Origin of the sequence: Listeria cossartiae subsp. cossartiae (assembly GCF_014224155.1) — a bacterium.
Taxonomy (GTDB): domain Bacteria; phylum Bacillota; class Bacilli; order Lactobacillales; family Listeriaceae; genus Listeria; species Listeria cossartiae.
In genome coordinates this window covers 1,103,799-1,126,529 of sequence record NZ_JAASUI010000001.1, presented here as the reverse complement: position 1 = coordinate 1,126,529, position 22,731 = coordinate 1,103,799, and the positions used below count along the sequence as shown (strand labels likewise).

At 39.2% G+C, this 22,731-nt stretch carries 21 protein-coding genes; 6 read left to right on the top strand and 15 right to left on the bottom strand.

What is annotated here, in order from left to right:
- Window positions 1-79: 79 nt before the first annotated feature.
- The 4 genes from HCJ30_RS05790 to HCJ30_RS05775 all read right to left on the bottom strand — a co-directional run bounded on the left by HCJ30_RS05790 (window position 80) and on the right by HCJ30_RS05775 (window position 5,119).
- Window positions 80-1,030, bottom strand: a complete 951-nt coding sequence (locus HCJ30_RS05790; protein ID WP_003723916.1) for an ABC transporter permease — start codon at window positions 1,028-1,030, stop codon at window positions 80-82.
- Entirely contained in the window at window positions 1,027-2,079 is a 1,053-nt protein-coding gene (locus tag HCJ30_RS05785) for an ABC transporter permease (protein WP_185391326.1), read from the bottom strand. The genes HCJ30_RS05790 and HCJ30_RS05785 overlap by 4 nt, the downstream gene beginning before the upstream one ends.
- Window positions 2,072-3,613 (bottom strand): ABC transporter ATP-binding protein, encoded by a 1,542-nt coding sequence (locus HCJ30_RS05780; protein WP_008947766.1) that lies wholly within the window; start codon window positions 3,611-3,613, stop codon window positions 2,072-2,074. Before HCJ30_RS05780 ends, HCJ30_RS05785 begins: the two co-directional genes overlap by 8 nt.
- 432 nt (window positions 3,614-4,045) lie before the next feature.
- The gene (locus HCJ30_RS05775; protein WP_185391325.1) at window positions 4,046-5,119 is read right to left on the bottom strand and encodes a BMP family lipoprotein; all 1,074 of its coding nucleotides are present in this window, start codon (window positions 5,117-5,119) and stop codon (window positions 4,046-4,048) included.
- Between the two features lie 352 nt (window positions 5,120-5,471).
- On the opposite strand from HCJ30_RS05775, the gene proG reads away from it, so the two are divergent.
- A complete protein-coding gene (gene proG, locus HCJ30_RS05770) occupies window positions 5,472-6,311 on the top strand; it encodes a pyrroline-5-carboxylate reductase ProG (protein ID WP_185391324.1) in 840 nt (279 codons plus the stop codon).
- A 33-nt stretch (window positions 6,312-6,344) separates the two neighbouring features.
- On the opposite strand, the gene HCJ30_RS05765 is transcribed toward proG, so the two are convergent.
- Window positions 6,345-8,618: an FtsK/SpoIIIE family DNA translocase gene (locus tag HCJ30_RS05765; protein ID WP_185391323.1), complete on the bottom strand. Its 2,274-nt coding sequence runs from the start codon at window positions 8,616-8,618 to the stop codon at window positions 6,345-6,347.
- A 150-nt stretch (window positions 8,619-8,768) separates the two neighbouring features.
- Window positions 8,769-9,695, bottom strand: coding sequence for a YitT family protein (locus tag HCJ30_RS05760; RefSeq protein ID WP_003727465.1), 927 nt, complete (start codon window positions 9,693-9,695; stop codon window positions 8,769-8,771).
- 251 nt (window positions 9,696-9,946) lie between these two features.
- Here HCJ30_RS05760 and trhO point away from each other — a divergent pair, with 251 nt between their 5' ends.
- Window positions 9,947-10,906: an oxygen-dependent tRNA uridine(34) hydroxylase TrhO gene (gene trhO / locus HCJ30_RS05755; RefSeq protein ID WP_185391322.1), complete on the top strand. Its 960-nt coding sequence runs from the start codon at window positions 9,947-9,949 to the stop codon at window positions 10,904-10,906.
- A gap of 39 nt (window positions 10,907-10,945) precedes the next feature.
- Here trhO and fni read toward each other — a convergent pair whose 3' ends face one another.
- Window positions 10,946-12,022 (bottom strand): type 2 isopentenyl-diphosphate Delta-isomerase, encoded by a 1,077-nt coding sequence (gene fni, locus HCJ30_RS05750; RefSeq protein ID WP_185391321.1) that lies wholly within the window; start codon window positions 12,020-12,022, stop codon window positions 10,946-10,948.
- A gap of 28 nt (window positions 12,023-12,050) precedes the next feature.
- Entirely contained in the window at window positions 12,051-12,398 is a 348-nt protein-coding gene (locus HCJ30_RS05745; RefSeq protein ID WP_185391320.1) for a DUF1033 family protein, read from the bottom strand.
- 139 nt (window positions 12,399-12,537) lie between these two features.
- Here HCJ30_RS05745 and HCJ30_RS05740 point away from each other — a divergent pair, with 139 nt between their 5' ends.
- From HCJ30_RS05740 to HCJ30_RS05730, 3 genes are all read left to right on the top strand, one after another.
- Window positions 12,538-12,819 carry an acylphosphatase gene (locus tag HCJ30_RS05740; RefSeq protein ID WP_003722507.1) on the top strand — a complete coding sequence of 94 codons (282 nt, stop codon included), beginning with the start codon at window positions 12,538-12,540 and terminating at the stop codon, window positions 12,817-12,819.
- Between the two features lie 85 nt (window positions 12,820-12,904).
- A complete protein-coding gene (locus tag HCJ30_RS05735; protein ID WP_185391319.1) occupies window positions 12,905-13,186 on the top strand; it encodes a hypothetical protein in 282 nt (93 codons plus the stop codon).
- A gap of 35 nt (window positions 13,187-13,221) precedes the next feature.
- Entirely contained in the window at window positions 13,222-14,049 is an 828-nt protein-coding gene (locus HCJ30_RS05730; RefSeq protein WP_185391318.1) for a membrane protein insertase YidC, read from the top strand.
- 36 nt (window positions 14,050-14,085) lie between these two features.
- Here HCJ30_RS05730 and HCJ30_RS05725 read toward each other — a convergent pair whose 3' ends face one another.
- The 4 genes from HCJ30_RS05725 to HCJ30_RS05710 all read right to left on the bottom strand — a co-directional run bounded on the left by HCJ30_RS05725 (window position 14,086) and on the right by HCJ30_RS05710 (window position 19,063).
- Window positions 14,086-15,537: a HAMP domain-containing sensor histidine kinase gene (locus tag HCJ30_RS05725; RefSeq protein WP_185391317.1), complete on the bottom strand. Its 1,452-nt coding sequence runs from the start codon at window positions 15,535-15,537 to the stop codon at window positions 14,086-14,088.
- Window positions 15,534-16,214 (bottom strand): response regulator transcription factor, encoded by a 681-nt coding sequence (locus HCJ30_RS05720; RefSeq protein ID WP_003719652.1) that lies wholly within the window; start codon window positions 16,212-16,214, stop codon window positions 15,534-15,536. The genes HCJ30_RS05725 and HCJ30_RS05720 overlap by 4 nt, the downstream gene beginning before the upstream one ends.
- Window positions 16,215-16,405: 191 nt before the next feature.
- The gene (gnd, locus tag HCJ30_RS05715; protein ID WP_185391316.1) at window positions 16,406-17,824 is read right to left on the bottom strand and encodes an NADP-dependent phosphogluconate dehydrogenase; all 1,419 of its coding nucleotides are present in this window, start codon (window positions 17,822-17,824) and stop codon (window positions 16,406-16,408) included.
- Between the two features lie 144 nt (window positions 17,825-17,968).
- Entirely contained in the window at window positions 17,969-19,063 is a 1,095-nt protein-coding gene (locus HCJ30_RS05710; protein WP_185391315.1) for a M20/M25/M40 family metallo-hydrolase, read from the bottom strand.
- A 122-nt stretch (window positions 19,064-19,185) separates the two neighbouring features.
- On the opposite strand from HCJ30_RS05710, the gene prli42 reads away from it, so the two are divergent.
- On the top strand, window positions 19,186-19,281 hold the full coding sequence (prli42, locus tag HCJ30_RS05705; protein WP_003722501.1) for a stressosome-associated protein Prli42: 96 nt from the start codon (window positions 19,186-19,188) through the stop codon (window positions 19,279-19,281).
- Window positions 19,282-19,438: 157 nt separating this feature from the next.
- Here prli42 and HCJ30_RS05700 read toward each other — a convergent pair whose 3' ends face one another.
- The 3 genes from HCJ30_RS05700 to HCJ30_RS05690 are packed head-to-tail and all read right to left on the bottom strand — an operon-like array spanning window position 19,439 to window position 22,712.
- Window positions 19,439-20,686, bottom strand: a complete 1,248-nt coding sequence (locus tag HCJ30_RS05700; RefSeq protein ID WP_185391314.1) for a dihydrolipoamide acetyltransferase family protein — start codon at window positions 20,684-20,686, stop codon at window positions 19,439-19,441.
- A 30-nt stretch (window positions 20,687-20,716) separates the two neighbouring features.
- Entirely contained in the window at window positions 20,717-21,700 is a 984-nt protein-coding gene (locus HCJ30_RS05695) for an alpha-ketoacid dehydrogenase subunit beta (protein WP_003729885.1), read from the bottom strand.
- 16 nt (window positions 21,701-21,716) lie between these two features.
- Window positions 21,717-22,712, bottom strand: a complete 996-nt coding sequence (locus HCJ30_RS05690; RefSeq protein WP_185391313.1) for a thiamine pyrophosphate-dependent dehydrogenase E1 component subunit alpha — start codon at window positions 22,710-22,712, stop codon at window positions 21,717-21,719.
- Window positions 22,713-22,731: the final 19 nt, after the last annotated feature.

The window sequence follows — 22,731 nt, the reverse complement described above, 5'->3', positions numbered from 1 at the left end:
TGTATCCTAAGTTGTTCTGACACACAATTTTCTAGCATAAAAAAACAGCCTAGAATTTAATCTAGACTGTTTGCTCGTATTATTTACCTTTAATGTAGTTCACACCATCTGCTTTTGGCGCTTCGGATTTACCGATAAAGCCAACTAGCGCAAGGATTGTTAATACATAAGGCGCAATTTGTAAGTAAACGTCTGGAATATCTTTGAAGAATGGTAGTGATCCACCGGTAATTGCCAAACATTGCGCAAAACCGAAGAAGATTGCTGCCCCCATTGCTCCAAGCGGGTTCCATTTACCAAAAATCATCGCTGCAAGGGCCATATAACCTTGTCCGGAAATAGTTGCGTGTCCGAAATCAAGTGTAAAGGATTGGGCGTAAACCGCGCCACCTAGACCACCAAGAATACCAGAAATGATAACACCTTGGTATCTCATCCAGCGAACTTTGATTCCCATTGTGTCTGCCGCAAGAGGATGTTCCCCTACAGAACGAAGACGAAGACCAAAGCGTGTTTTGTAAATAATAAACCAAGAAACGATAGCGAAAATAATCGCCACATAACTCATGACCGGAATGTTTTTGAAGAAAATATCACCAATGACTGGAATATCACTCAAAACAGGAATATCCGGTTTACCAAAGTAGTACTTAATTTGATCTGTTTGGCCTTTATCATAAATTACTTTTACAAGGAATAAAGATAGACCAGTTGCTAAAAAGTTAATCGCTACACCACTGATTACGTGGTCAGCGCGGAAGTTAATTGTTGCAACAGCGTGTACTAGAGAGAATAATCCCCCAACGACCATCGCCGCAATAAGTGATATCCAAGGAGTTAAATTGCCAAAAGTATCTTGGAAAGTAAGGTTGAAGACGATAGCAGAGAATGCTCCCATAACCATCATACCTTCTAGTCCAATATTAACCACACCGCCTCGTTCTGAATAAACGCCCCCGAGAGCAGTAAAAATTAGTGGGCCTGCCATAAGCAGTGTACTAGAAACAATTGTCGCTAAAATGGCTGTCATTCTGCTTTCGCCCCCTTCTTAAATTTTGCCATCGCCCAGCGGATAATGTAGCTGGATGCCACAAAGAAGATAATCAGAGCGATAATTACATTGACTAATTCGTTTGGAACGCCTGCAACTGCTGGCATGTTTAGTGCTCCTACTTTTAGAGCCCCAAACAAGATGGCAGAGAAGACAATCCCGATTGGCGAACTTCCTCCAAGTAATGCAACGGCAATACCGTCAAACCCAATCCCTGGAGAAGAAGTTAATACATAAGCCGTTCCGTATGTTCCAAGACCTTCCATTACACCACCAAGACCAGCAAGTGCTCCGGCAATAACCATGGAAAAGATAATTGTTTTCTTAACACTCATACCGGCATATTGCGAGGCATTTTCGTTAAACCCAACTGCTTCGATTTCATAACCAAAAGTAGTTTTATTTAACATTATCCAAATAATAATTGCGAAACCAAGAGCAATCAATATTCCCCAGTGTAGCGAGGAATAATCCGTAAGTGATTGTAATAATTCAGATTGTAAAGACGCAGACGCATGAACTTCTTGCGTTTTATCTAAACCATCTGTAAGTAAGTTTTGTACTACATAGTTGAAAATATAAAGTGCTGTATAGTTAAGCATGATTGTTACAATAACTTCATTTACGCGTAAAGTCGCTTTTAAAATACCTGGAATGAATGCCCAAATCGCACCGAAAACCATACCAGTGATAATCGCAAGCGGTAAATGAATCCATTTTGCTAAACCATCAAAGTTTACTGCGATGATGATCGAACCTAACCAGCCCATAAGCATTTGACCTTCTGCACCGATGTTGAAAAGACCAGCTTTAAATGCAACAGCAACAGATAGACCAACTAAAATGTATGGTGTAGCTTGGCGAATGGTTTCACCGATGTAGAAAGGTTCTCCGATAACGCCTTCTACAAGTGCTGAATAACCTGCAATTGGGTCATATCCAAAAATAAGCATGATAATCGCACCGCAGATAAGTCCAAGGATAACGGCTGTAACTGGGATAACTAATGCTTGTAGTCGTTTAGACATGCTCTTTCTCCCCCATTTCCGCTTCCTGTTTGGATGAACCAGCCATCATTAGACCAAGTTCTTGCTCCGTTGTTTCTTTCGGATCAACAATAGCAACGATTTTCCCTTCGTAAATAACCGCGATACGGTCACTTACATTCATAATTTCATCTAATTCAAACGACATAAGTAATACTGCTTTTCCTTTATCTCGTTGTTCAATCAAGCGTCTATGAATGAATTCAATTGCACCAACATCTAGTCCACGTGTTGGTTGAGCCGCAATTAAGAAATCTGGATTACGATTTATCTCCCTTGCAATAATCGCTTTTTGTTGGTTACCACCAGAAAGTGATTTTGCTGCTACATATTCGCTACTTGCGCGAACATCGTATTCTTCAATTAACTCACGCGCAAAGTCGTACATTGCTTTATGATTTAGGAAACCTTTACTAGAAATAGGTTTTTTATAGTATGTTTGTAAAGCAATATTTTCTCCAAGCGACATTTCGAGAACTAAACCATGTTTGTGACGATCTTCTGGGATATGTCCTAAACCAGCTTCCGTAATTTTACGTGGTTTTTTATTTTCGATATGTTCGCCGTTTAGAAGAATACTACCGCTAGTCACTTTAGAAAGACCTGCAATCGCAGAAATAAGTTCACTTTGACCATTACCATCGACCCCAGCTATTCCGACGATTTCGCCAGCTCTGACAGTCAAATTAAGTCCGCGAACACTTTCAACGCCGCGACTTTCTTTCACAACTAAATCTTTTACTTCTAAAACGTCTTTACCAGGAGTTGCGTCAATTTTTTCTGTTGTAAAGACAACTTCACGGCCAACCATTAAATTAGCTAAATCTTGTGGTGTTGTTTCTGGAACGTTTACTGTACCCATGCCTTTACCACGGCGGATAACAGTGACACGGTCACAAACGTCCATGATTTCTTTTAGTTTATGTGTGATTAAAATGATCGATTTGCCTTCTTTGATAAGAGAACGCATAATTTGGATTAGTTCTTTGATTTCTTGGGGTGTTAAAACAGCTGTTGGCTCATCAAAAATGAGGATGTCCGCGCCACGATAAAGTGTTTTTAGAATTTCTACACGTTGTTGCATACCGATAGAAATATCACGCACAACCGCGTTTGGATCCACTCGCAAGCCGTAACGATCAGAAATTTCTTTAATTTCTTCAATCGCTTTTTTCTTTTCGATAACACCGAGTTTGCTTGGCTCTTTACCAAGGATGATGTTTTCTGCAACCGTGAATTTATCCACTAACATGAAATGCTGATGGACCATTCCGATTCCAAGCTCATTTGCTTTGTTCGGGCTGTTAATATTTTCTTTCGTACCACGAACACGAATTTCGCCACCATCTGGTTCATATAGACCAAACAAGACATTCATTAACGTAGATTTCCCTGCGCCATTCTCACCTAACAAAGCATGAATTTCTCCCTGCTTTAACTGTAAGGTAATGTTATCATTTGCTACAAATCCAGAGAATTCCTTCCTGATTCCTAACATTTCAATAACAAAGTCCACTTCTTCACTCCCCTTGTCGTCTGGTTCAAACTGGAAAAACAGCCACACGCGCGATTCTCTCGAAGGACGCCGCCTCTCCCCGTACTTCCTCCCGAAGAAGGTTCCGAGTTTTTTATCCGTTTGTTGTTCAATGACTTTCTCGCTTCAATGCTTTGGTATGTTGTAAAAACACGTTTTATTATACCATCTATGTACGAAAGCTTGCCTTGCATTTTTAAGCGATTAAAAAAGCCATCTCCTTATTTTATTTCTAAATGGCATTCATTGCAATCATAAATTCCAATATACCGATTATTTTCTTTTAGTAAAAGGGTTTACCTATCAAATTAAAACGCTTACAAGTTATTTTTTTATGAAAGTCGACACATTACATGCCGACTTTCATAAAAGGTTTTACTTCGTTCGTATTACTCAGTTTTTATAGCTATAAAATCAAGGTTTTTCTGGAACTTTAATGTCCCCATCAACGATTTTTTGTTTGTATTCTTCTACTTTAGCTAAAACGTCTTTTGAAATATTATCTTGATGTTCAGAAAGCCCTACAGCATCTTTATCAAGACCGTATTCAATTTTAGTTCCGCCTGGGAAATCTCCAGCTTTAGCACGAGTTGCAAGGTCATCAACAGCGATATCAACGCGTTTGATTTCAGATGTAAGTGTTACATTGTAATCTTTGCCATCGTTTGCTGTAACTTTTCCTTCGTCCCATTGGTCACGGTCAACACCGATTACCCAAACAGCACGGCTAGGATCTTTTTTCTTCAGGTTTTTAGCTTCTGCAAAGACACCGTTACCAGTACCGCCAGCAGCATGGAAAATCACGTCAACTCCACTTGAATACATGGAAGAAGCGATTTGTTGTCCTTTGTCTGCTTTAGCGAAATCGTTTGCATATTGTACATCAATTTGTGCGTTAGGATTAACAGCTTTTACACCAGCAGTGAAACCAGCTTCAAAACGGTCGATAACTGTTCCTTTTACCCCACCAACAAATCCAACTTTATTTGTTTTTGTTGTTAAGCCGGCTACAACACCAACTAGGTAAGAACCATCGTTATCTTTAAATCCAATACTTACTACATTATCACGGTCATCAATTGTGTCATCAACAATAGCGAATTGATTTTTAGGTTTTTGTTTAGAAACTTCTTCAATTGCATCTTTCAGTTTGTAACCAATTCCATAAATTAAATCATAGTCGCTACGAACAGCAGTGTTTAAGTTTGTTTTGTAGTCTGCTTCAGAAGCTGATTGCAAGTAGTTGTAACCATCAGTACCTTTTTCCATGTCGTTAGCTTTACCAAATTTTTGTAAGCCTTCCCATGCAGATTGGTTAAACGAACGGTCATCAACGCCACCAGTATCTGTAACCATTGCTACTGTAAAATCTTTACTGCTCTTATCACTGCTACTTTTTTTATCGTCGCTGCTCGAACCACAAGCACCTAGGATAACGCCAGAAGCAATAATCATTGATAGTGCTAAAGCAAATGTACGCTTTTTCACCTTAAAACCCCTCCCGAGAGATATAATGTTAGTTAGAGCTATCTGTCAAAACAAACATTCAGGCGCGTATTAGAAATTATGTATGGTCCCTTTTTCAGAAAACGCACAAAAACATTTAACGTCTTCTCCAACTGTTCTTAATATAACATGGAAAATAAAATAAATAAATAACCAACTTCATAAATTTTTAATGCAAATGAATTCAGAAAATTTAATTCTATCGGAATCATTCGCTTTTTCGCCAATCCTTAGGCACAAGCGCGTTAACGTGAAAAAGTAAACAATCAAGTTTAGTTGCAATCCCCTTTTATTCCCTTCATAATAAAAATCAATGATGAAAGGCGGGATGAAAATGACAAAAATAGGATTTATCGGTTTTGGAAGTATGGCATCGTTAATTGCGACTAAAATAATAGAAACTGAGATTGCAGCTCCCGAAGAAATCATCCTTTATTCCAATTCTAAAAATGAGCATTTTAAGCAATTTTATGATACATATCCGACGGCAGAATTAGCTAGTAACGAGGCAGAAGTTTTTACAAAAGCGGCGCATAGTTTTATTTGTACCTTGCCACTTGCTGTTTTACCACTGATAAAAGATTGTTCGGCGGTACTAACAGCGGAACGTCACGTCATTTCTATTGCGGCTGGCGTTAGTACTTCTGATATTTTAGCACTTTCTCCTACGTTACAAATTAGTAAACTGATTCCTTCTATCACAACAACTGTTGGTGTCGGGACAACGTTGATTGCGCATGCTGATACGGTTGATGCCAAGAATAGCACTTGGTTGGAAACTACCTTTGAACATTTTGGACATGTGATGACGATTCGCGAAGAAAATATGGATGTTGCAAGTGATTTAACTAGCTCCTCGCCTGGTATTATCGCAGCGATTTTCGAACAATTTGTGGAAGCTGCTCTTAGAAGGTCTTCTTTATCGGATGCCGAGGTTTTCCAAATGATTAATGTTGCTTTGGCTGGGACTTCCAGGTTGCTAGTTGAGGAAGATTATACATTTAGCGGCTTGATTGAACGCGTTGCAACAAAAGGCGGTATCACAGCGGAAGGCGTGGAGCTGAGCCAAACTGAATTACCAAAATTCTTTGATGAACTGCTCGACCGAACGCAAGCAAAGTATGTCGCTAGCGAAAAAGAAATCCAAGCTCAAAAAAAGGATTTACTTTCCTAAAAAAAGGTTGCGACTTTTCGTCGCAACCTTTTTTTATTCATGTTCAGGACTAATTTCAACGTTTACTCGTCTTGGCTTGCTACCTTCATGCGGGCCAACAACGCCTCTTTGTTCCATTTCATCAATTAATCTCGCTGCACGGTTATAGCCGATTCGGAATTTCCGTTGTAACATCGAGACGGAAGCTGTTTGCATTTCTACAACAAGTTCTACTGCTTCGTGATAAAGCTCGTCCGTTACTTCTCCTTCTACTTCCGGAATATCATCAGGAATCATTTCTTCGCTATATTGTGCTTTTTGTTGCGAAATAACGTAATTCACGACATCTTCTACTTCTGCATCAGATAAAAAGGCCCCTTGAATACGTGTTGGTTTACTTGAGCCCACTGGTAGTAATAGCATATCTCCTCGACCAAGCAATTTCTCTGCCCCGCCCATATCTAAAATTGTTCTTGAATCAATCGAGCTTGATACAGCAAAAGCTATTCGCGATGGAATGTTCGCTTTAATAACACCTGTAATTACGTCTACAGATGGTCGCTGCGTGGCGATAATTAAATGTATTCCCGCCGCACGTGCCATTTGTGCTAGTCGTGTAATAGCGTCCTCTACATCGTTCGAAGCAACCATCATCAAGTCAGCTAACTCATCTACAATAACGACGATAAAAGGTAACTCTGGTTGTTTTTCATTGTTTAGTTCATTTTGTTTTTTCACATAATCGTTGTAACCTTGCATATTACGCGTGCCAGTATGCGAGAATAAATCATAACGGCGCTCCATTTCAGCAACGACTTTTTGCAAGGCTTGTGCGGCTTTTTTCGGATTAGTCACAACTGGTGCAAGCAAATGCGGAATACCGTTATACACATTAAGCTCGACCATTTTTGGATCAATCATCATCATTTTCACTTCATGCGGTTTGGCACGGAGTAAAATACTCGTAATAATCCCGTTAATACAAACCGATTTCCCGCTCCCTGTTGCTCCTGCGACAAGTAAATGGGGCATTTTATCGAGGCTAGCCATCATCGCTTCACCAGAAATATCACGACCGAGCGCTATTTGCAGTTTTTCTTCCGGATTATTTTTAGGGTTATTTTCTAATACTTCACGCAACGATACCATAGCCACGTTTTGATTCGCGACTTCAATCCCAATAGCTGATTTCCCCGGAATTGGCGCTTCAATCCGAATATCTTTTGCCGCTAGCGCAAGTGCTATATCATCGCTCAACGAAACAATTTTACTTACTTTGACACCAACAGACGGCTGTACTTCATATTTGGTAACAGCTGGCCCTAAATGCACTTGGGTGATTTTTGCTTTTACTCCGAAACTTTCAAAAGTATCTTCGAGTTTTTTAGCATTTATTTTGATTTGATCGTACTCTTTGCTTTGATCTGTTACTTTGGCAGGTGCCAAAATATCTACTGGCGGTAATTGATAAATCTCATTTTCGAAAGATTCTTGTTGGAACATTTCTAAATCTGGTTCTTTTTGTTCCGTTTTTTCTTCCACTGGTGCTTTTTCTTGTTCCACTTTTGAACTAAAATTGGAAATTATTGGTGGAACTTTTTCTTCTTGAATTGGTTCTATTAGGTCAATTACCTCTTCCGGCTCCACATCAACAACTTTTTCTGCTTTCTTTTTATCATGTTTTGCTTTTACTTCTTTGCCTTTTTCCGTTGCCGCTTTGCCTTTTGTGAATAAGTAGCGGACAAATTCTGTTACTTTTGCGAAAAATTGGCGGATGGAAATGCCAGATATAAGCGAAAAGCCATAAATAATAAGCAGTGCCGCGATTAAATTTGTGCCAAGGCGATCTAATAAGAAATACGTCATGGAGGTAATCACAGCTCCAATCATACCCCCACCAACAAAACCGACTTGATTTGGTCTAAATAAATTTTCTAGGACTAATTTCCATGTGCTAGAAATAACGGACGCATTCGCCCCTAAATTGTGGATAATAAAATACATATGTATATAAGTTAAAAAGCCTAAAACAATTAGGTAAATACCTACTAAACGCTTGCTAAAGAGATGTGGCATTTTTCTTCTAATGACCATGTAGCCGCCAAGTATCACGCTCCCAGCTAGTAATACATAACTTAGAAGACCAACAAACATTTCAGCCAACGCAAAAAAACCGCGGCCGACAAAGCCTAGTTGTAAAAGCCCGATTATTCCTATTGCTATCAAAACAACCCCTGTTATTTCTAAACGAAAAGAGGCTGATTGTTTTTTCTTTGAACGTGTTGACGATTTTTTACGTCCGCTCGTTTTTTTCTTTTGTGTCGCCATTCCAAGTCCCACCCATTCCTTTTTTGCTTGTTTTATTATAGCACATCTATTCGTTCTGTCGCTCATACTATAGCCCTATTATACAAACAAATGTTTCCGTTCGTCAAAAAACCACCTATCTCGACAAAAAGATACATGGTTTTAGTATGGTTACAAATGTGGTGTTTTCGTGTTCATCAATTTCCCGCCGCGGACTTCTGACATACTTCCTCCGACAGCTAAAAAGGCATCTGGATCAATTTCGTCCAAAATTGCTTTCACTTTTACTTCTTCAAATCTGGAGACGATAACGAAAACTACTTTTCTTACATCGCCGGAATATCCGCCAGTTGCATCTAAGTATGTTACCCCTTTTCCAAGTTGTTCCATAATTTCTGCGCCAATTTCCTCGTAATAGCGGCTGATAATAAAAGCACTTTTTGATTCATCTACGCCTTGAATAACAATATCAATCACTTTATAAGCTAGGAAATATGTAATTAAAGAATACATCGCCCGGTCCCAGTTAAACACCAGCCCTGCAACAATGAAAATGACGATATTAATAAACATAATAATTTGTCCTGTTGAAAATGGCGTCCGGCCGTTGATGATGATAGAAATGATTTCCGTCCCATCGAGCGCCCCGCCATTACGAATAACAAGTCCGACACCAAGACCAAGTGTCATGCCACCAAAAACAGTCGCAAGCAATAAGTCATCCGTCACTGGGTCCATATCATGTAAAACGAGCGTTACAATCGACATGACCGCAATCCCGTATAACGTAAATAAGGCAAATACTTTTCCGATTTTCCGGTAACCGATAATAAAAAACGGAATATTAAGTACAAAGGTTAAAACCCCGAGTGGCAGTGGTGTTAACTGCGAAATAATAATTGAAATACCAACGACCCCACCATCTAAAATTCGGTTGTTTACAAGGAAAAGTTCCAGTCCAACCCCCATTAAAATAGCGCCAAAGGTAATCATTAAAAATTTATACACAAACCACTTTAACCTTTTTCTGCGTTCTTGTTTTACTTTTTTTAAAGCTAGTTCTTCCATAAACGATTCATTTATTTGCACATAGCTCACGCCCAATCCTTACTTCATTCTTTATTTGAGGAAATGAAAACAAGATTTGTTTCCATCAACAAAATTTTCGCTTCATATTTAATAAGTATACCATAGCTGTTTTGTACTTGTACATATAGTTAATAATAAGAAGCATTTATTTCCCAGTTCGCTTACTTGCCAGTCTGAATTTGCTATAGTATAGTATTAATGCGCAAACTTGTGGAGAATTATTCTTACACATGAAATACATTTTGAAGGGTGATAAGATTATGAGTGACTATCAAGTGTTGTTATATTACAAATACACAACGATTGATGATCCAGAAACTTTTGCAAAACAGCATCTTGCAGCTTGCAAAGAAATGGAATTGAAAGGCCGAATTTTGGTGGCGTCTGAGGGGATTAATGGCACCGTTTCGGGAACAGTAGAAGCAACAAACAAGTATATCGAATACATGGCAAATGACGCTCGCTTCGCTGATATGGTATTTAAAATTGACGCGGCTGATTCTCATGCGTTTAAGAAAATGCATGTTCGACCACGTACTGAAATTGTTAGTTTAAGTTTAGAAGAAGATGTAAATCCGTTAGAAATTACTGGTACTTACTTAGAACCTGCTGAATTTCGTGAAGCACTTTTGGATGAAGATACCGTGATTTTAGATGCTCGAAATGATTATGAATTTGATATCGGTCATTTCCGCGGCGCTGTTCGTCCGGATATTCAAAATTTCCGCGAGTTACCAGGTTGGATTGAAGATAATCGTGAGCAACTTGCAGACAAAAAAATTGTCACTTATTGTACTGGGGGTATTCGCTGTGAGAAATTTTCCGGTTGGTTAAAAACAGCTGGTTTTGATGACGTAAGCCAACTTCACGGCGGGATTGCGACTTACGGTAAAAATGAAGAAACTAAAGGAGAACTTTGGGACGGTCAAATGTACGTTTTCGATGAAAGAATCGCGGTTCCGATTAACCAAGTAAATCCTACTATTGTTGGGAAAGATTACTTTGACGGCACGCCTTGCGAACGTTATATTAATTGTGCTAATCCGTATTGTAACAAGCAAATTCTTTCTTCTGTTGCAAACGAAGAAAAATATTTGCGTAGTTGTTCGCATGATTGCCGCGTTCACCCCGCAAATCTTTATACGAAAAATTTATCTAAAGAAGAATTCACAGAACGTCTTCAAGCAATTGATGAAACTTTACCAGAAATGGTGCAATAAATAAAAAACCAGCTTTGCTAAATGAATAGCAGCTGGTTTTTATTTTCTATTAGCAAGTTTGATTAAATCGATTTCGCGTAAGGTTCCCCATTTAGCAAGTTCGCCACTTACGATTAGCGGGGTTGTTTGTAATTCTGTGATGTTTTTCGCATCCGCTAGCACAAATAAGCCACGCAATTGTTCTTTCCATAGTTCCAGTTTTTCGATAGTTTTGGTGACGCCATCTTTTTTTAGTGAATAGATGATTTGTCCTGCCATGCCAACGCTATCTGCTCCGAGCGCCAAAGCTTTCACGATATCTAATGGGGTTCTAATGCCACCTGATGCTAAGTAAGCAATCTTTGGTGCATTCGCGTGTTGCATATCAATTAATGCTTGGCCCGTCGAGATACCCCAATTAAGTAAAAAGTCATATGCATGGTCGCGCCGGCGGTCATTTTCAATTTGTGCAAAATTTGTTCCGCCTTTTCCAGCTAGGTCTACTGTTTTAACGCCTACTTCGGCTAATGTCTTAATGGTTTCTCTCGTCATACCAAAGCCAACTTCCTTCACAATAACTGGTACTGGGGAAAGTTTGACGTACTCTTCTATTCTTGTCAGCCAGTGACTGAAAGCTCGGTCGCCTTCTTCCATGACTAATTCTTGCGCAGGATTAATATGAATTTGCAGTGCATTTGCTTCTAACATTTCAACCGCACGCAAGCCATCTTGAATCGCCACTTCTGGGCTGACATTCGCTAAAATCACACCTGATGGATTCACTTCTCTCACAATTTTATACGTATCTATGAGTGAACTATTTTTTAGAGCTGCAGACTGCGAACCAACTGCCATCGGAATAGCTACTTCACGTGCTATTTCAGCAAGTTCCGCATTAATTTTTTTCGTATGGCGACTTCCGCCTGTCATTGCATTAATATAAAACGGGAACGGCACATTCGTCCCAAAAATAGTCGTAGTTAAATCAATATCTTTCACATTATAGCGCGGGATAGACGTCCCGATTAGCTGAATGTCTTCTAAACTTGACGGCGCTAATTGCTCATTTTGCTTTACACCAAGCGCAACGTGTTCGTCTTTTCGACGTTCTCTTAATAAGTCATCGTTCTTCTGCATGTGTTAATCCTCCAAATTTCTTTTCGCCTCAAGCAAAGGTTAAAACTGGTTTAAAAATCGTCTCTTTCTCTTCGGGAGTTGGTTGATATACGTCCCCATCTAAAAATAAAATAAGTCCGTGAAATGTTTGGATATCATCTTCACAGTCCTCACAATATTCTACTTCTTCCTCATTCCAAGCAGCAAGCAAACAATCTTTTTTTGTTTGATGGTTAGGATAGTTCCGCAGTAAGTCTTCTGCTAATTCTTGGTACTTTAGAAAAGCTGCTTCTTTATCCGAAAAAGAATAGTCCGCTTGAATGGATGTTTCCCACTCCTCGAAAAACCACCAAGGCTCATATTCTCCTTTAGTCAGATAGACATTCCATTTCGTCATATCAAAAACTCCCAACAGTAAATATAATACACTTATTATAGCATAAGCTTTCTTGAAATACCGGAATGCAAATTTTTGAAAGTAATGGCAAAAAAAGATACACTAGTAGTAAGGAAAAATAAAAGGAGTTGGTTTCGCCATGGCTAGAGATACAGCGATTTTAAGAGTAACTGGATTTGTGCAAGGCGTTGGATTTCGTTACACCACCAAACACGTCGCTTACAAATATGATATTAGTGGAACGGTAAAAAATTTAGACGATGGTTCCGTTGAAATTCATGCAATTGCAGAAGAGGAAAACTTAAATAAATTTATTGATGCAATAAAAAAAGGACCTTCCCCTGGTTGCCGCATCGAGCATGTTTACATTTATAAAGGGGCACCTGTAGAAGAACGAAAAACGTTTGATATCGTTTATTAAAATTCCAAAAATAGTAGTTGTGCTATAGCTCTTTTTGCATTATAGTTAATGAGTACTAAAACCTTGAAAGGAGCGACTGCGTGGCATGATTTCCATTTTGCAAATCTTACTTGAACCAGAATTCATTTCACTCACAGTGACGTTTTTATTAATGTTGACGATCTTTAGTTATTGGTCGGCCATTACATTATTAAAACCGAAAATGGTGCTACCCGCTGACGCTATCTGCTTAAAGCCAGTAAAGATCGCACTTCGAGCACATTTTTATAGAACCTCGCCTAATTTTATTATTAATTGGCTGGCGATAACTAGAAAATGTAGCGCCATTACTGATGATGAAGACAGTTTTTCATTTTCCAACGTATGAATTGATATTTTACTATTTAGGAGGAAAATGAAACATTGAAAAAGAAAAATATTATTTTAATTAGCGTTTTACTTGGTGCTCTACTATTACTTACAGGTTGTGGTATGGACCCATCACAAAATACAGATGGCTTTTTCAGTACTTATCTGATTCAACCATTTACTAGCTTTATTATGTTTGTTGCAAAATTTGTTGGGGGTAATTACGGGGTTGCGATTATTATTACAACGCTCCTTATCCGTGCGCTAATTATGCCGCTAAACTTACGTACTGCCAAAGCTCAAATGGGAATGCAATCCAAAATGGCGATTGCTAAACCAGAAATCGACGAAATTCAAGCTCGTTTAAAACGTGCTACATCGAAAGAAGAACAAGCGACGATTCAAAAAGAAATGATGACTGTTTATTCCAAGTATAATATCAATCCGATGCAAATGGGTTGTTTACCACTACTTATTCAAATGCCGATTTTGATGGCTTTCTATTATGCGATTCGAGGTTCATCTGAAATTGCTAGTCACACATTCTTATGGTTTAACCTAGGTTCACCAGATATGGTACTTGCGATTATCGCCGGCCTTGTCTATCTAGCACAATATTTTGTTTCAATGATTGGTTATTCACCAGAACAAAAGAAACAAATGAAAATCATCGGTTTAATGTCACCTATTATGATTTTATTCGTCTCCTTTACAGCTCCTTCCGCACTTGCGTTATACTGGGCTGTCGGCGGACTATTCTTAGCAGGTCAAACATTACTAACGAAAAAACTCTACATGAATAAACACCCAGAAATTAAAGTAATGGAACAAGAAGAAAAAGAATTTGAACAAATCGTAGAAGAACAAAAGAAAGAAAAATAAAAGAAACCGCAACCTCGTCATAAGGTTGCGGTTTTTCTATTTGGATTTTGGTTCAATATAAGGAAGTGTAATTTTGATGGTCGTGCCTTTATCTGGCTCACTAACCGCATTGATCGTTCCTAAATATCCTTCGACTAATTGTTTAGCAATCGCAAGTCCGAGGCCGTTACCGCCTTTTTCACGGCTTCTGGCTTTATCTACACGGTAGAAACGATTAAATATCTTATCAATTTCTTCTTGTGAGATGCCTTCCCCGTAATCGCGCACATCGATATGGATTTGCTTTTGTTCTTTATAGACATGCATATCCACTTCGGTGCCGTCACCTGAATACTTCACGGCATTATCCATAATAATAATTAAAATCTGCTCTAAATGATTATGCTGAATAAGCGCACGTAAATCCGTGTCATCTTCTTTTAAGGTAAAAGTGAAATTCTCATACATGACTTCAAAATTACGTCTAACTTGTTCTACTGTCGCATTTACATCGGTAATTTGTAATTCTTTTGTTTGCGAAATTTGTTCTGCTCTGGATAAATCAAGCATTTCTTGTACTAATTTTTTCATGCGTTCTAGTTCAGTTAAAGAAGCATTTAATGATTCATCAAGTACCGCTGGATCATCTTTACCCCAACGTGTCAGAAGTTTTAAATGACCTTCCATAATTTGAACAGGTGTCCGTAATTCATGGGAAGCATCCTCAACGAATTGTTTTTGCTGTTCAAAGCTCGTTTCGATGCGCGTCATCATATCATTAAAGACGACGGTCAATTCACCGATTTCATCTCGTGAATTCGTCTGCGTTTCGATGCGCTTTTGGAAACCATTTTTGCGGATATCATTCATAGACCGTGCTAGACGAGTGAGCGGGTTTAAGAAGTTTTGAGCTAGCAAGTAGCCAAGCATGCCACTAATAAAGAGCGCCACTGCCCCGAGTAAAATCATCGTAACGAGCAAGCGATCCATCATCCGGTTATAAGAAGTGAGCGGGTTTACGACTTGCGCATAACCAATCACGGTCGTATTATCGTCCGCCACAATCGGCATTTGCGCCGTCATCATCTTCTGCCCATCAATCGTCGGTTTGTTCATAATAAATTTATCCGTGCCGCTAACAAAATACTGTGAAAAATCAATACTCGTGATATCTTGGTTTCTAGAAAAATAATACTTATTAATAAAATGGCCATCTTTATCATAGAGATTAATCACTTGATCTTGTAGTTTGCGGTTCACGGTTTTATCGTTGTTAAATAAATATTTGATTTCCTCATTGTCGGTTAAATCTTGATTTGTTAACGTACTTGTTGTCGCTAGAAGCAGTTCTTTTACTTCCGGTTCTTCTTCATTTAGCAACATTTGCCCAATCCCTTGATAAATAGCATAGGAAAATAAGAAAAATGTTAGAAAAATCGCTGCACTAGCACCAAAAGTCCATTTGAATTTCAATGAACGACTTTTTAAGGAGAATGGGCTAGTTGTCATGTACGCATCACATACCCTGTCCCGCGAACTGTTTGGATGTAACTTTCTTCGTCAGGATGATCAATTTTATTTCGTAAGTAACGAACATATACATCGACTACATTCGTTTCTACTTCTGTTTCGTAGCCCCAAACTTTATTGAGCAGCACTTCTCGTGTTAGAACAATATTGACATTTTCCATTAACGTAAGCAAAAGTTCGTACTCTCGTTTAGTTAAGTCAATAATTTCTTCGTCGCGTTTAACAATCCGATTTTCTTTTTCTACGATTAAGTTACGGTATTGTAGCGTTGTTTGTTTCGCCGATTGTTCTGCATTTTCAACCCGGCGTAGTAGCGAACGAAGACGAGCTAGTAATTCTTCAATAGCAAAAGGTTTCACGATATAATCATCTGCCCCGTGGTCAAGTCCTGAGACACGGTCAATAACAGAGTCACGTGCAGTTATCATAATAATAGGTGTTTGTTTCACTTGGCGCACACGACGACAAACTTCTACCCCGTTTAAATGTGGCAACATTAGATCAAGTAAAATAGCATCCCATTCTTCATTTAATGCAAGTTCAAGTCCAGCGCGTCCATCATTAGCGACGGCAGTTTCATAATTTTCGTGTTGCAATTCGAGTTCGATAAAGCGTGCTAAGTTTTTTTCATCTTCTACGATTAATATTCTATTCATTTGGCCTAACCCTCTCTTTCGGTCATTACACTATATTCCTATTACTATTGTAACGAACTTTGGCTCAAAAACAACTAATAACAGCGTATAAATAGATATTTCCTGTATTTTTTAGCGGTTTACCATGATTTACTAATTCAAATCTCATAAAAAAAGCATCCACTCGTGAAAGTGGATGCCGTGTTTTTAAATCAATCTTCTACTTGTGGCCATTCTGTATGGAATACGCCAGGTTTGTCGACTCTTTCATACGTATGAGCACCAAAGTAGTCGCGTTGTGCTTGGATTAGATTTGCAGATAATACTTCCGAACGATAGCTGTCATAGTAGCTAATTGCCGCAGTGAATGTTGGCACTGGAATTCCAGCTTTTACTGCTTCTGCAACAACTGTACGAAGGTCGCCTTGGTAGTTATGTGCAATATCTTTGAAATATGGATCTAATAGCAAGTTTTTAAGGTTTTTATCTTGGTTATAAGCATCTGTAATTTTTTGTAGGAAACGAGCACGGATAATACAACCAGCGCGGAAAATTTTCGCGATTTCGCCGTATTGTAAGTCCCAGTTGTACTCTTCGCTAGCAGCTCTCATTTGAGCAAAACCTTGTGCATAAGATGCGATTTTGCTGAAGTAAAGTGCGCGACGAACAGATTCAACAAATGCTTTTTTGTCGCCTTCAAAATGATAGTTAGATGGACCGTTTAAAACAGTGCTTGCATAAACACGTTCTTCTTTAAGTGCAGAGATATAACGAGCAAATACAGATTCTGTAATTAAGGAAAGTGGAACACCTAAGTCAAGTGCGCTTTGGCTAGTCCATTTACCAGTTCCTTTTTGACCAGCTTTATCAAGAATAACATCGACAATTGGTTTGCCTGTTTCTTCGTCTTTTACTTTTAGGATATTTTTAGTGATCTCGATTAAATAGCTATCAAGTTCCCCGTTGTTCCATTCTTCAAATACGTCAGCAAGTTCATCATGGCTTAATCCACCGATTTCTTTCAAAATAGTGTAAGCTTCTGCGATTAATTGCATATCGCCGTATTCGATACCGTTATGCACCATTTTAACGTAATGTCCGGCACCATCTGGACCAATATAAGTCACACAAGGTTCTCCGTCTGCTACTGCAGCAATTTCACGTAAAATAGGGGCTACAAGGTCATATGCCTTGCGTTGACCACCTGGCATGATGGAAGGGCCTTTAAGTGCGCCTTCTTCTCCGCCTGATACACCAGTTCCGATGAAGTTAAATCCTTCTTCACTTAATTCTTTATTACGACGAATCGTATCTTTGAAGAAAGCATTACCGCCATCGATTAAAATATCACCTTCGTTTAAGAAAGGTTTAACTGCTTCAATCATCATATCTGTAGCATCGCCAGCTTTTACCATAATAAGGATACGGCGAGGCACTTCAAGAGATTCGACAAATTCCTCTAAACTATAAGTTGGTACTAATTTTTTGTCCGCATTTTCTTCCATAACCGCTTTCGTTTTTTCAGTAGAACGGTTAAAGATAGATACTGTATGACCGCGGCTTTCAATGTTTAGAGCCAAGTTACGACCCATAACGCCCATTCCTATAACGCCAATTTCTTGTTTTGCCATTTTGCACTTCTTCCTTTCCGGTTTATTAAGGCAGAAAAATCTGTCTTACTTCAACATGACACATAAAAGTATCAACATTATTTACTATATCAAAGAATTGCTTCTTGGACAATGAATCAATCCGAATTATTTGACTTTTTTTCATTAATTTAGCTTTCTGAGTAAAATTTTTTCATTTTTAGCGGATTCTGCAAGGTCAATCACGAGTTGTGTGAGTTTTTCCAACTGACTTATGGAAATCCTTTCTTTGTCTGTGTGCGCATTTTCATATCCTGCTGACAAGAGCATGGTTGGAATACCTTTTTCGTTTAAGACATTGGCGTCAGTTCCGCCCTCTAACATGATTTCGTGCGTTTCTAAAGTTTGTTTTTTGGCCGCTTTTTGGAAAATATTCATCAGTGGATGTTTAGAGCGGATATGATAGCCTTCGTAAATTAGCTTCGTATCGTGCGTTAGCATTGCGCCATATTTCTCACACGTTTGGGCAAAACGTTCTCTAATCGTTTGGATATGCAGAAGCGCTTTACGAAAACTTGCCGCAGACGTAAAAAGAATTTCTAACTGGGCATCTTGTTGATTTTCATCGTTTATCCCACCAGAAAATGACTGAATTTCCCATTTGTTTTCTCGGTCAATTCGACCTGGACGTGTTGCGTGGAGCGCCATTCTAGCAATGGAAATCGGCGACATTTGAGCACTAGCAGAACTAGCAATCGTGAACCCCATCGCAACGAGAGTGCTTGCTTGCAGTTGATAATTCCCTACCTCACCCGGTGCATCCAAACAGTAGCCATAAGCTGCTGTAATTTCTTCTTCCGGAAAAAGACGCATTCCAATCATACCAAGCTCTTCTTTTGTCGTAAAAATAAATTCAATGTCCCCGTGCGGCGTTTTTTCGGTACAAAAATAATCAATCGCCGCTAACATCGCTGCGACGGCCGCTTTGTCATCCGCACCTAAAGAAGTACCCTTTGTAGCGGTGAACACGTCTTGTTCGATTTGAAAAACAGGCGTAGCTGCACTTGGATGCGTATCAACATGGCTACAGAAAAATATCGTTGGAAACTTCTCTCTAGTCGCTGGAATCCGGGCAATCAAGCCATAATTTTCATCTAAGCTATAAGAAACATCCAATGTCGTTAAATGTTTTTTTATGTAAGTTAAAATGGCTTTTTCTTTTCCAGAAACGGATGAAATTTGGATTAATTCGGTAAAATATTTTTTTACATTGGCTATCATCTTATTTTCACCTACATTCTTCCTATTTGCCTAAAAAAATCAAGAAATAACTTGAAATTTGCTTTAATTATCAGTAAGATGGATATATCTGAAATGCTTTATGAGAGGAGTTTTCTTCCGCAATGACTAATAAAAAAGTAGTTCGCGTTGTCGTTATTTTAATGTTAATCGCGATTGTATTATCAAGTGTTTTAACCGGGGTATTAATGTTTTTATAAATATCCACCGTCTGAGCCAAACTGGTTCAGACTTTTTTTATTTTTCCCCTCAAAAAAAGAGCAGCACCCGAAAGTACTACCCAAGACATCTAGGGAGTTTAGGGGTATGGATCTAGATGTACTAAACAATACCCGCTAAACCTAGATTAAAACATCTTTAATACAACGCTGTATTTTCTTTGGAAATTTTTTCGACATTCGCTTTAATTGTTTGTAAGAATTTCCCAGCTAATAAACCGTCTAAAATACGGTGATCGATGGATAAACATAGGTTCACCATATCACGCACAGCAATCATATCGTCAATAATGACTGGACGTTTTACAATCGATTCCACTTGAAGAATAGCTGCTTGTGGATGGTTGATAATTCCCATTGATTGCACAGAGCCAAATGATCCGGTACTGTTTACTGTGAATGTACCACCTTCCATGTCCGCTTGGCTAAGTTTGCCATTACGGGCTTTTCCAGCAAGTTCACTTATTTCGCGCGCAATGCCTTTAATGGATTTTTCATCCGCGTTTTTAATAACTGGAACATATAATAAATCGCCAGCAGCAATGGCAATCGAAATATTGATATTACCATGCTCGATGATTTTATCGCCTGCCCATGTACTGTTAAGTTGCGGGAATTCTTTTAAGGCTTGTGCAACTGCTTTGATGAAAAAGGCGAAATAAGTTAGCGAATAGCCTTCCTCTTTTTTAAAGCTATCTTTCACTGCATTACGGTAACGAACAAGTCCTGTCGCATCAACTTCCACCATCATCCAAGCATGTGGAATTTCTTGTTTACTGACGCTCATATGTTTCGCAATCGCTTTTCTTACACCATTGATTGGAATTTCTCTGTCACCAGCTGCTGAGCGTACAGGTGTTGGTGCAGCCGTTTTTTCTTGTGGCGCACTTTGTACTTCTGGTTTAGTGGCTACTGGCCCGTTTTCAATGACTTGTAGCAAATCTTTTCTTGTAATTCGGCCACCTTTGCCAGTGCCTACTACAGTAGATAAATCAATATTGTTTTCGCCAGCAATTCGAAGTACGGCTGGGGAAAATCTTCCGCTAGCTGGTGCTTCTGCTAGTTTAACTTGTTTTGTTTCTTGTTTTTTAGGGGCTTTGGTTTCTGCTTTTTCTACTTCAGCAACTGGCTCTGAACTGCCGGCATCAGCTGTTTCGATTGTGCAAATAACTTCGCCTACTTCTAATGTTTCATCTTCTTCGGCTAAAATTTCTTTGATTGTCCCGCTAAAAGAAGATGGGATTTCAGCTGTTACTTTGTCGGTTAGTACTTCTGCGATGGCATCATATTTTTCGACTGTATCGCCAGGTTTCACTAACCACGAACTAATCGTTCCTTCTGTTACACTTTCCCCTAATTTGGGCATGGTGATTTTTTCAACTGCCACGGGTCTTCACTCCTTTAATTTAAAACGGGTCTAAAATTCCGCTAATTCTTTCATTGCATCTGCCACTTTATCTGGATTAATCATAAAGTGTTTTTCCATTGTTGGAGCAAAAGGCATTGCTGGGGTATCTGGTCCTGCGAGTCTAGCAATCGGCGCATCTAAGTCAAATAGACAATGCTCCGAAATAATTGCTGCAACTTCACTGATAATGCTTCCTTGCTTATTATCTTCTGTTACAAGCAGTACTTTACCTGTTTTTTTCGTTGCTTCGATAATCGCTTCTTGGTCTAGTGGGTAAATTGTACGTAAATCAAGAATGTGTGCTTCTACGCCTTCCGCTGCTAAACGTTCTGCGGCTTGTTGGGCAAATTGAACCGCAAGTCCATAAGTAATTACGGTAATATCATCACCTTCGCGGACAACATTTGCTTCGCCGATTGGAACGATATAATCTGTTTCTGGTACTTCGCCTTTTAGTAAGCGGTAAGCTCGTTTATGTTCAAAGAAAAGTACTGGATCATTATCGCGAATTGCCGCTTTTAAAAGTCCTTTTGCATCATATGGAGAAGATGGGACAACAATTTTCAAACCAGGTTGTCCAAAGAATACTTTTTCCACTGATTGAGAATGGTAAAGTGCTCCGTGTACCCCGCCGCCAAAAGGTGCGCGAATAACCATCGGGCAAGACCAATCATTATTCGAACGGTAGCGAATTCGGGAAGCTTCTGAAATAATTTGGTTAACAGCTGGCATAATAAAGTCAGCAAATTGCATTTCTGCTACTGGACGATAGCCGTACATTGCTGCGCCAATTCCAACTCCGGCAATCGCGGACTCAGCAAGTGGTGTATCAAGAACTCGGTCTTCACCAAATTCATCGTATAGGCCGGCAGTCGCTTTAAATACGCCGCCTTTTTTCCCTACGTCTTCTCCTAAAATAAATACTTTATCGTCGCGCTCCATTTCTTCTTTAAGCGCCATGGTTATTGCATCAATATATGAAATGACTGGCATTCAAATTCCCTCCTAATCAGCTATTCGCTTCTTCATCATATACATAAAGTAAAGATGATTCTGGTTCAGCGTAGGCTGCACTTTCCGCGTAATCGGTTGCTTCGTTAACTTCTTTCGCAATATTTTTTTCGATTTCAGCGATTTTTTCTTCTGTTAAGTAACCTTCTTCCAGTAATTCTGTTTGGAAAATTGTCAGTGGATCTTTTCCTTTTGCTTCGTTTACTTCTTCCCTGGAACGATAACTGCTGTCGTCATCATCAGAGGAGTGCGGCGTGAAGCGGTAGGAAACTGTTTCGATTAATGTAGGTCCTTCGCCGTTTCTTGCGCGATCTGTTGCGCGTTTAAATGCGGCATATACTTCTCCCATATTCGTTCCATCAACGCGTTCACCAGGGATGCCGTAACCAATTGCTCGGTCAGATAGTTTTTCTGCGGCATATTGTTTCGATGCTGGCACAGAAATGGCATATTGGTTATTATGAATCACGAAAACAACTGGCAACTTATGTACAGATGCAAAGTTGATTCCTTCATGGAAATCGCCTTGGTTAGAAGATCCTTCACCTGTTGAAGCATAAATCGCAATCTCATCACCAGCCATTTTCGCTGCAAGACCAATACCTGCTGCGTGCGGGAACTGCGTTGTTACTGGGGAACTTTGTGTCACGATGCGGTTGGATTTTTGTCCAAAGTGAGCTGGCATTTGACGGCCCCCCGAGTTTGGATCTTCCGCTTTAGCAAATGCTGATAACATAATATCTTTCGCTGTCATCCCGAATGCTAGCACCACTGCTAAATCACGGTAATATGGTAATGCGTAATCTTTATCTAAATCAAAGGCAAACGCAGCGCCAATTTGTGCCGTTTCTTGTCCTTGCCCAGAAATGGTAAAAGGAATTTTCCCAGAACGGTTCAGCAACCACATACGTTCATCCAGTCTTCTTGCCATTAGCATCGTTTCATACATTTTAATTAATTTATCTTCTGTTAAACCTGCTTCTTTTAAAGTCATTTTTGTTCCTCCTTTAAAG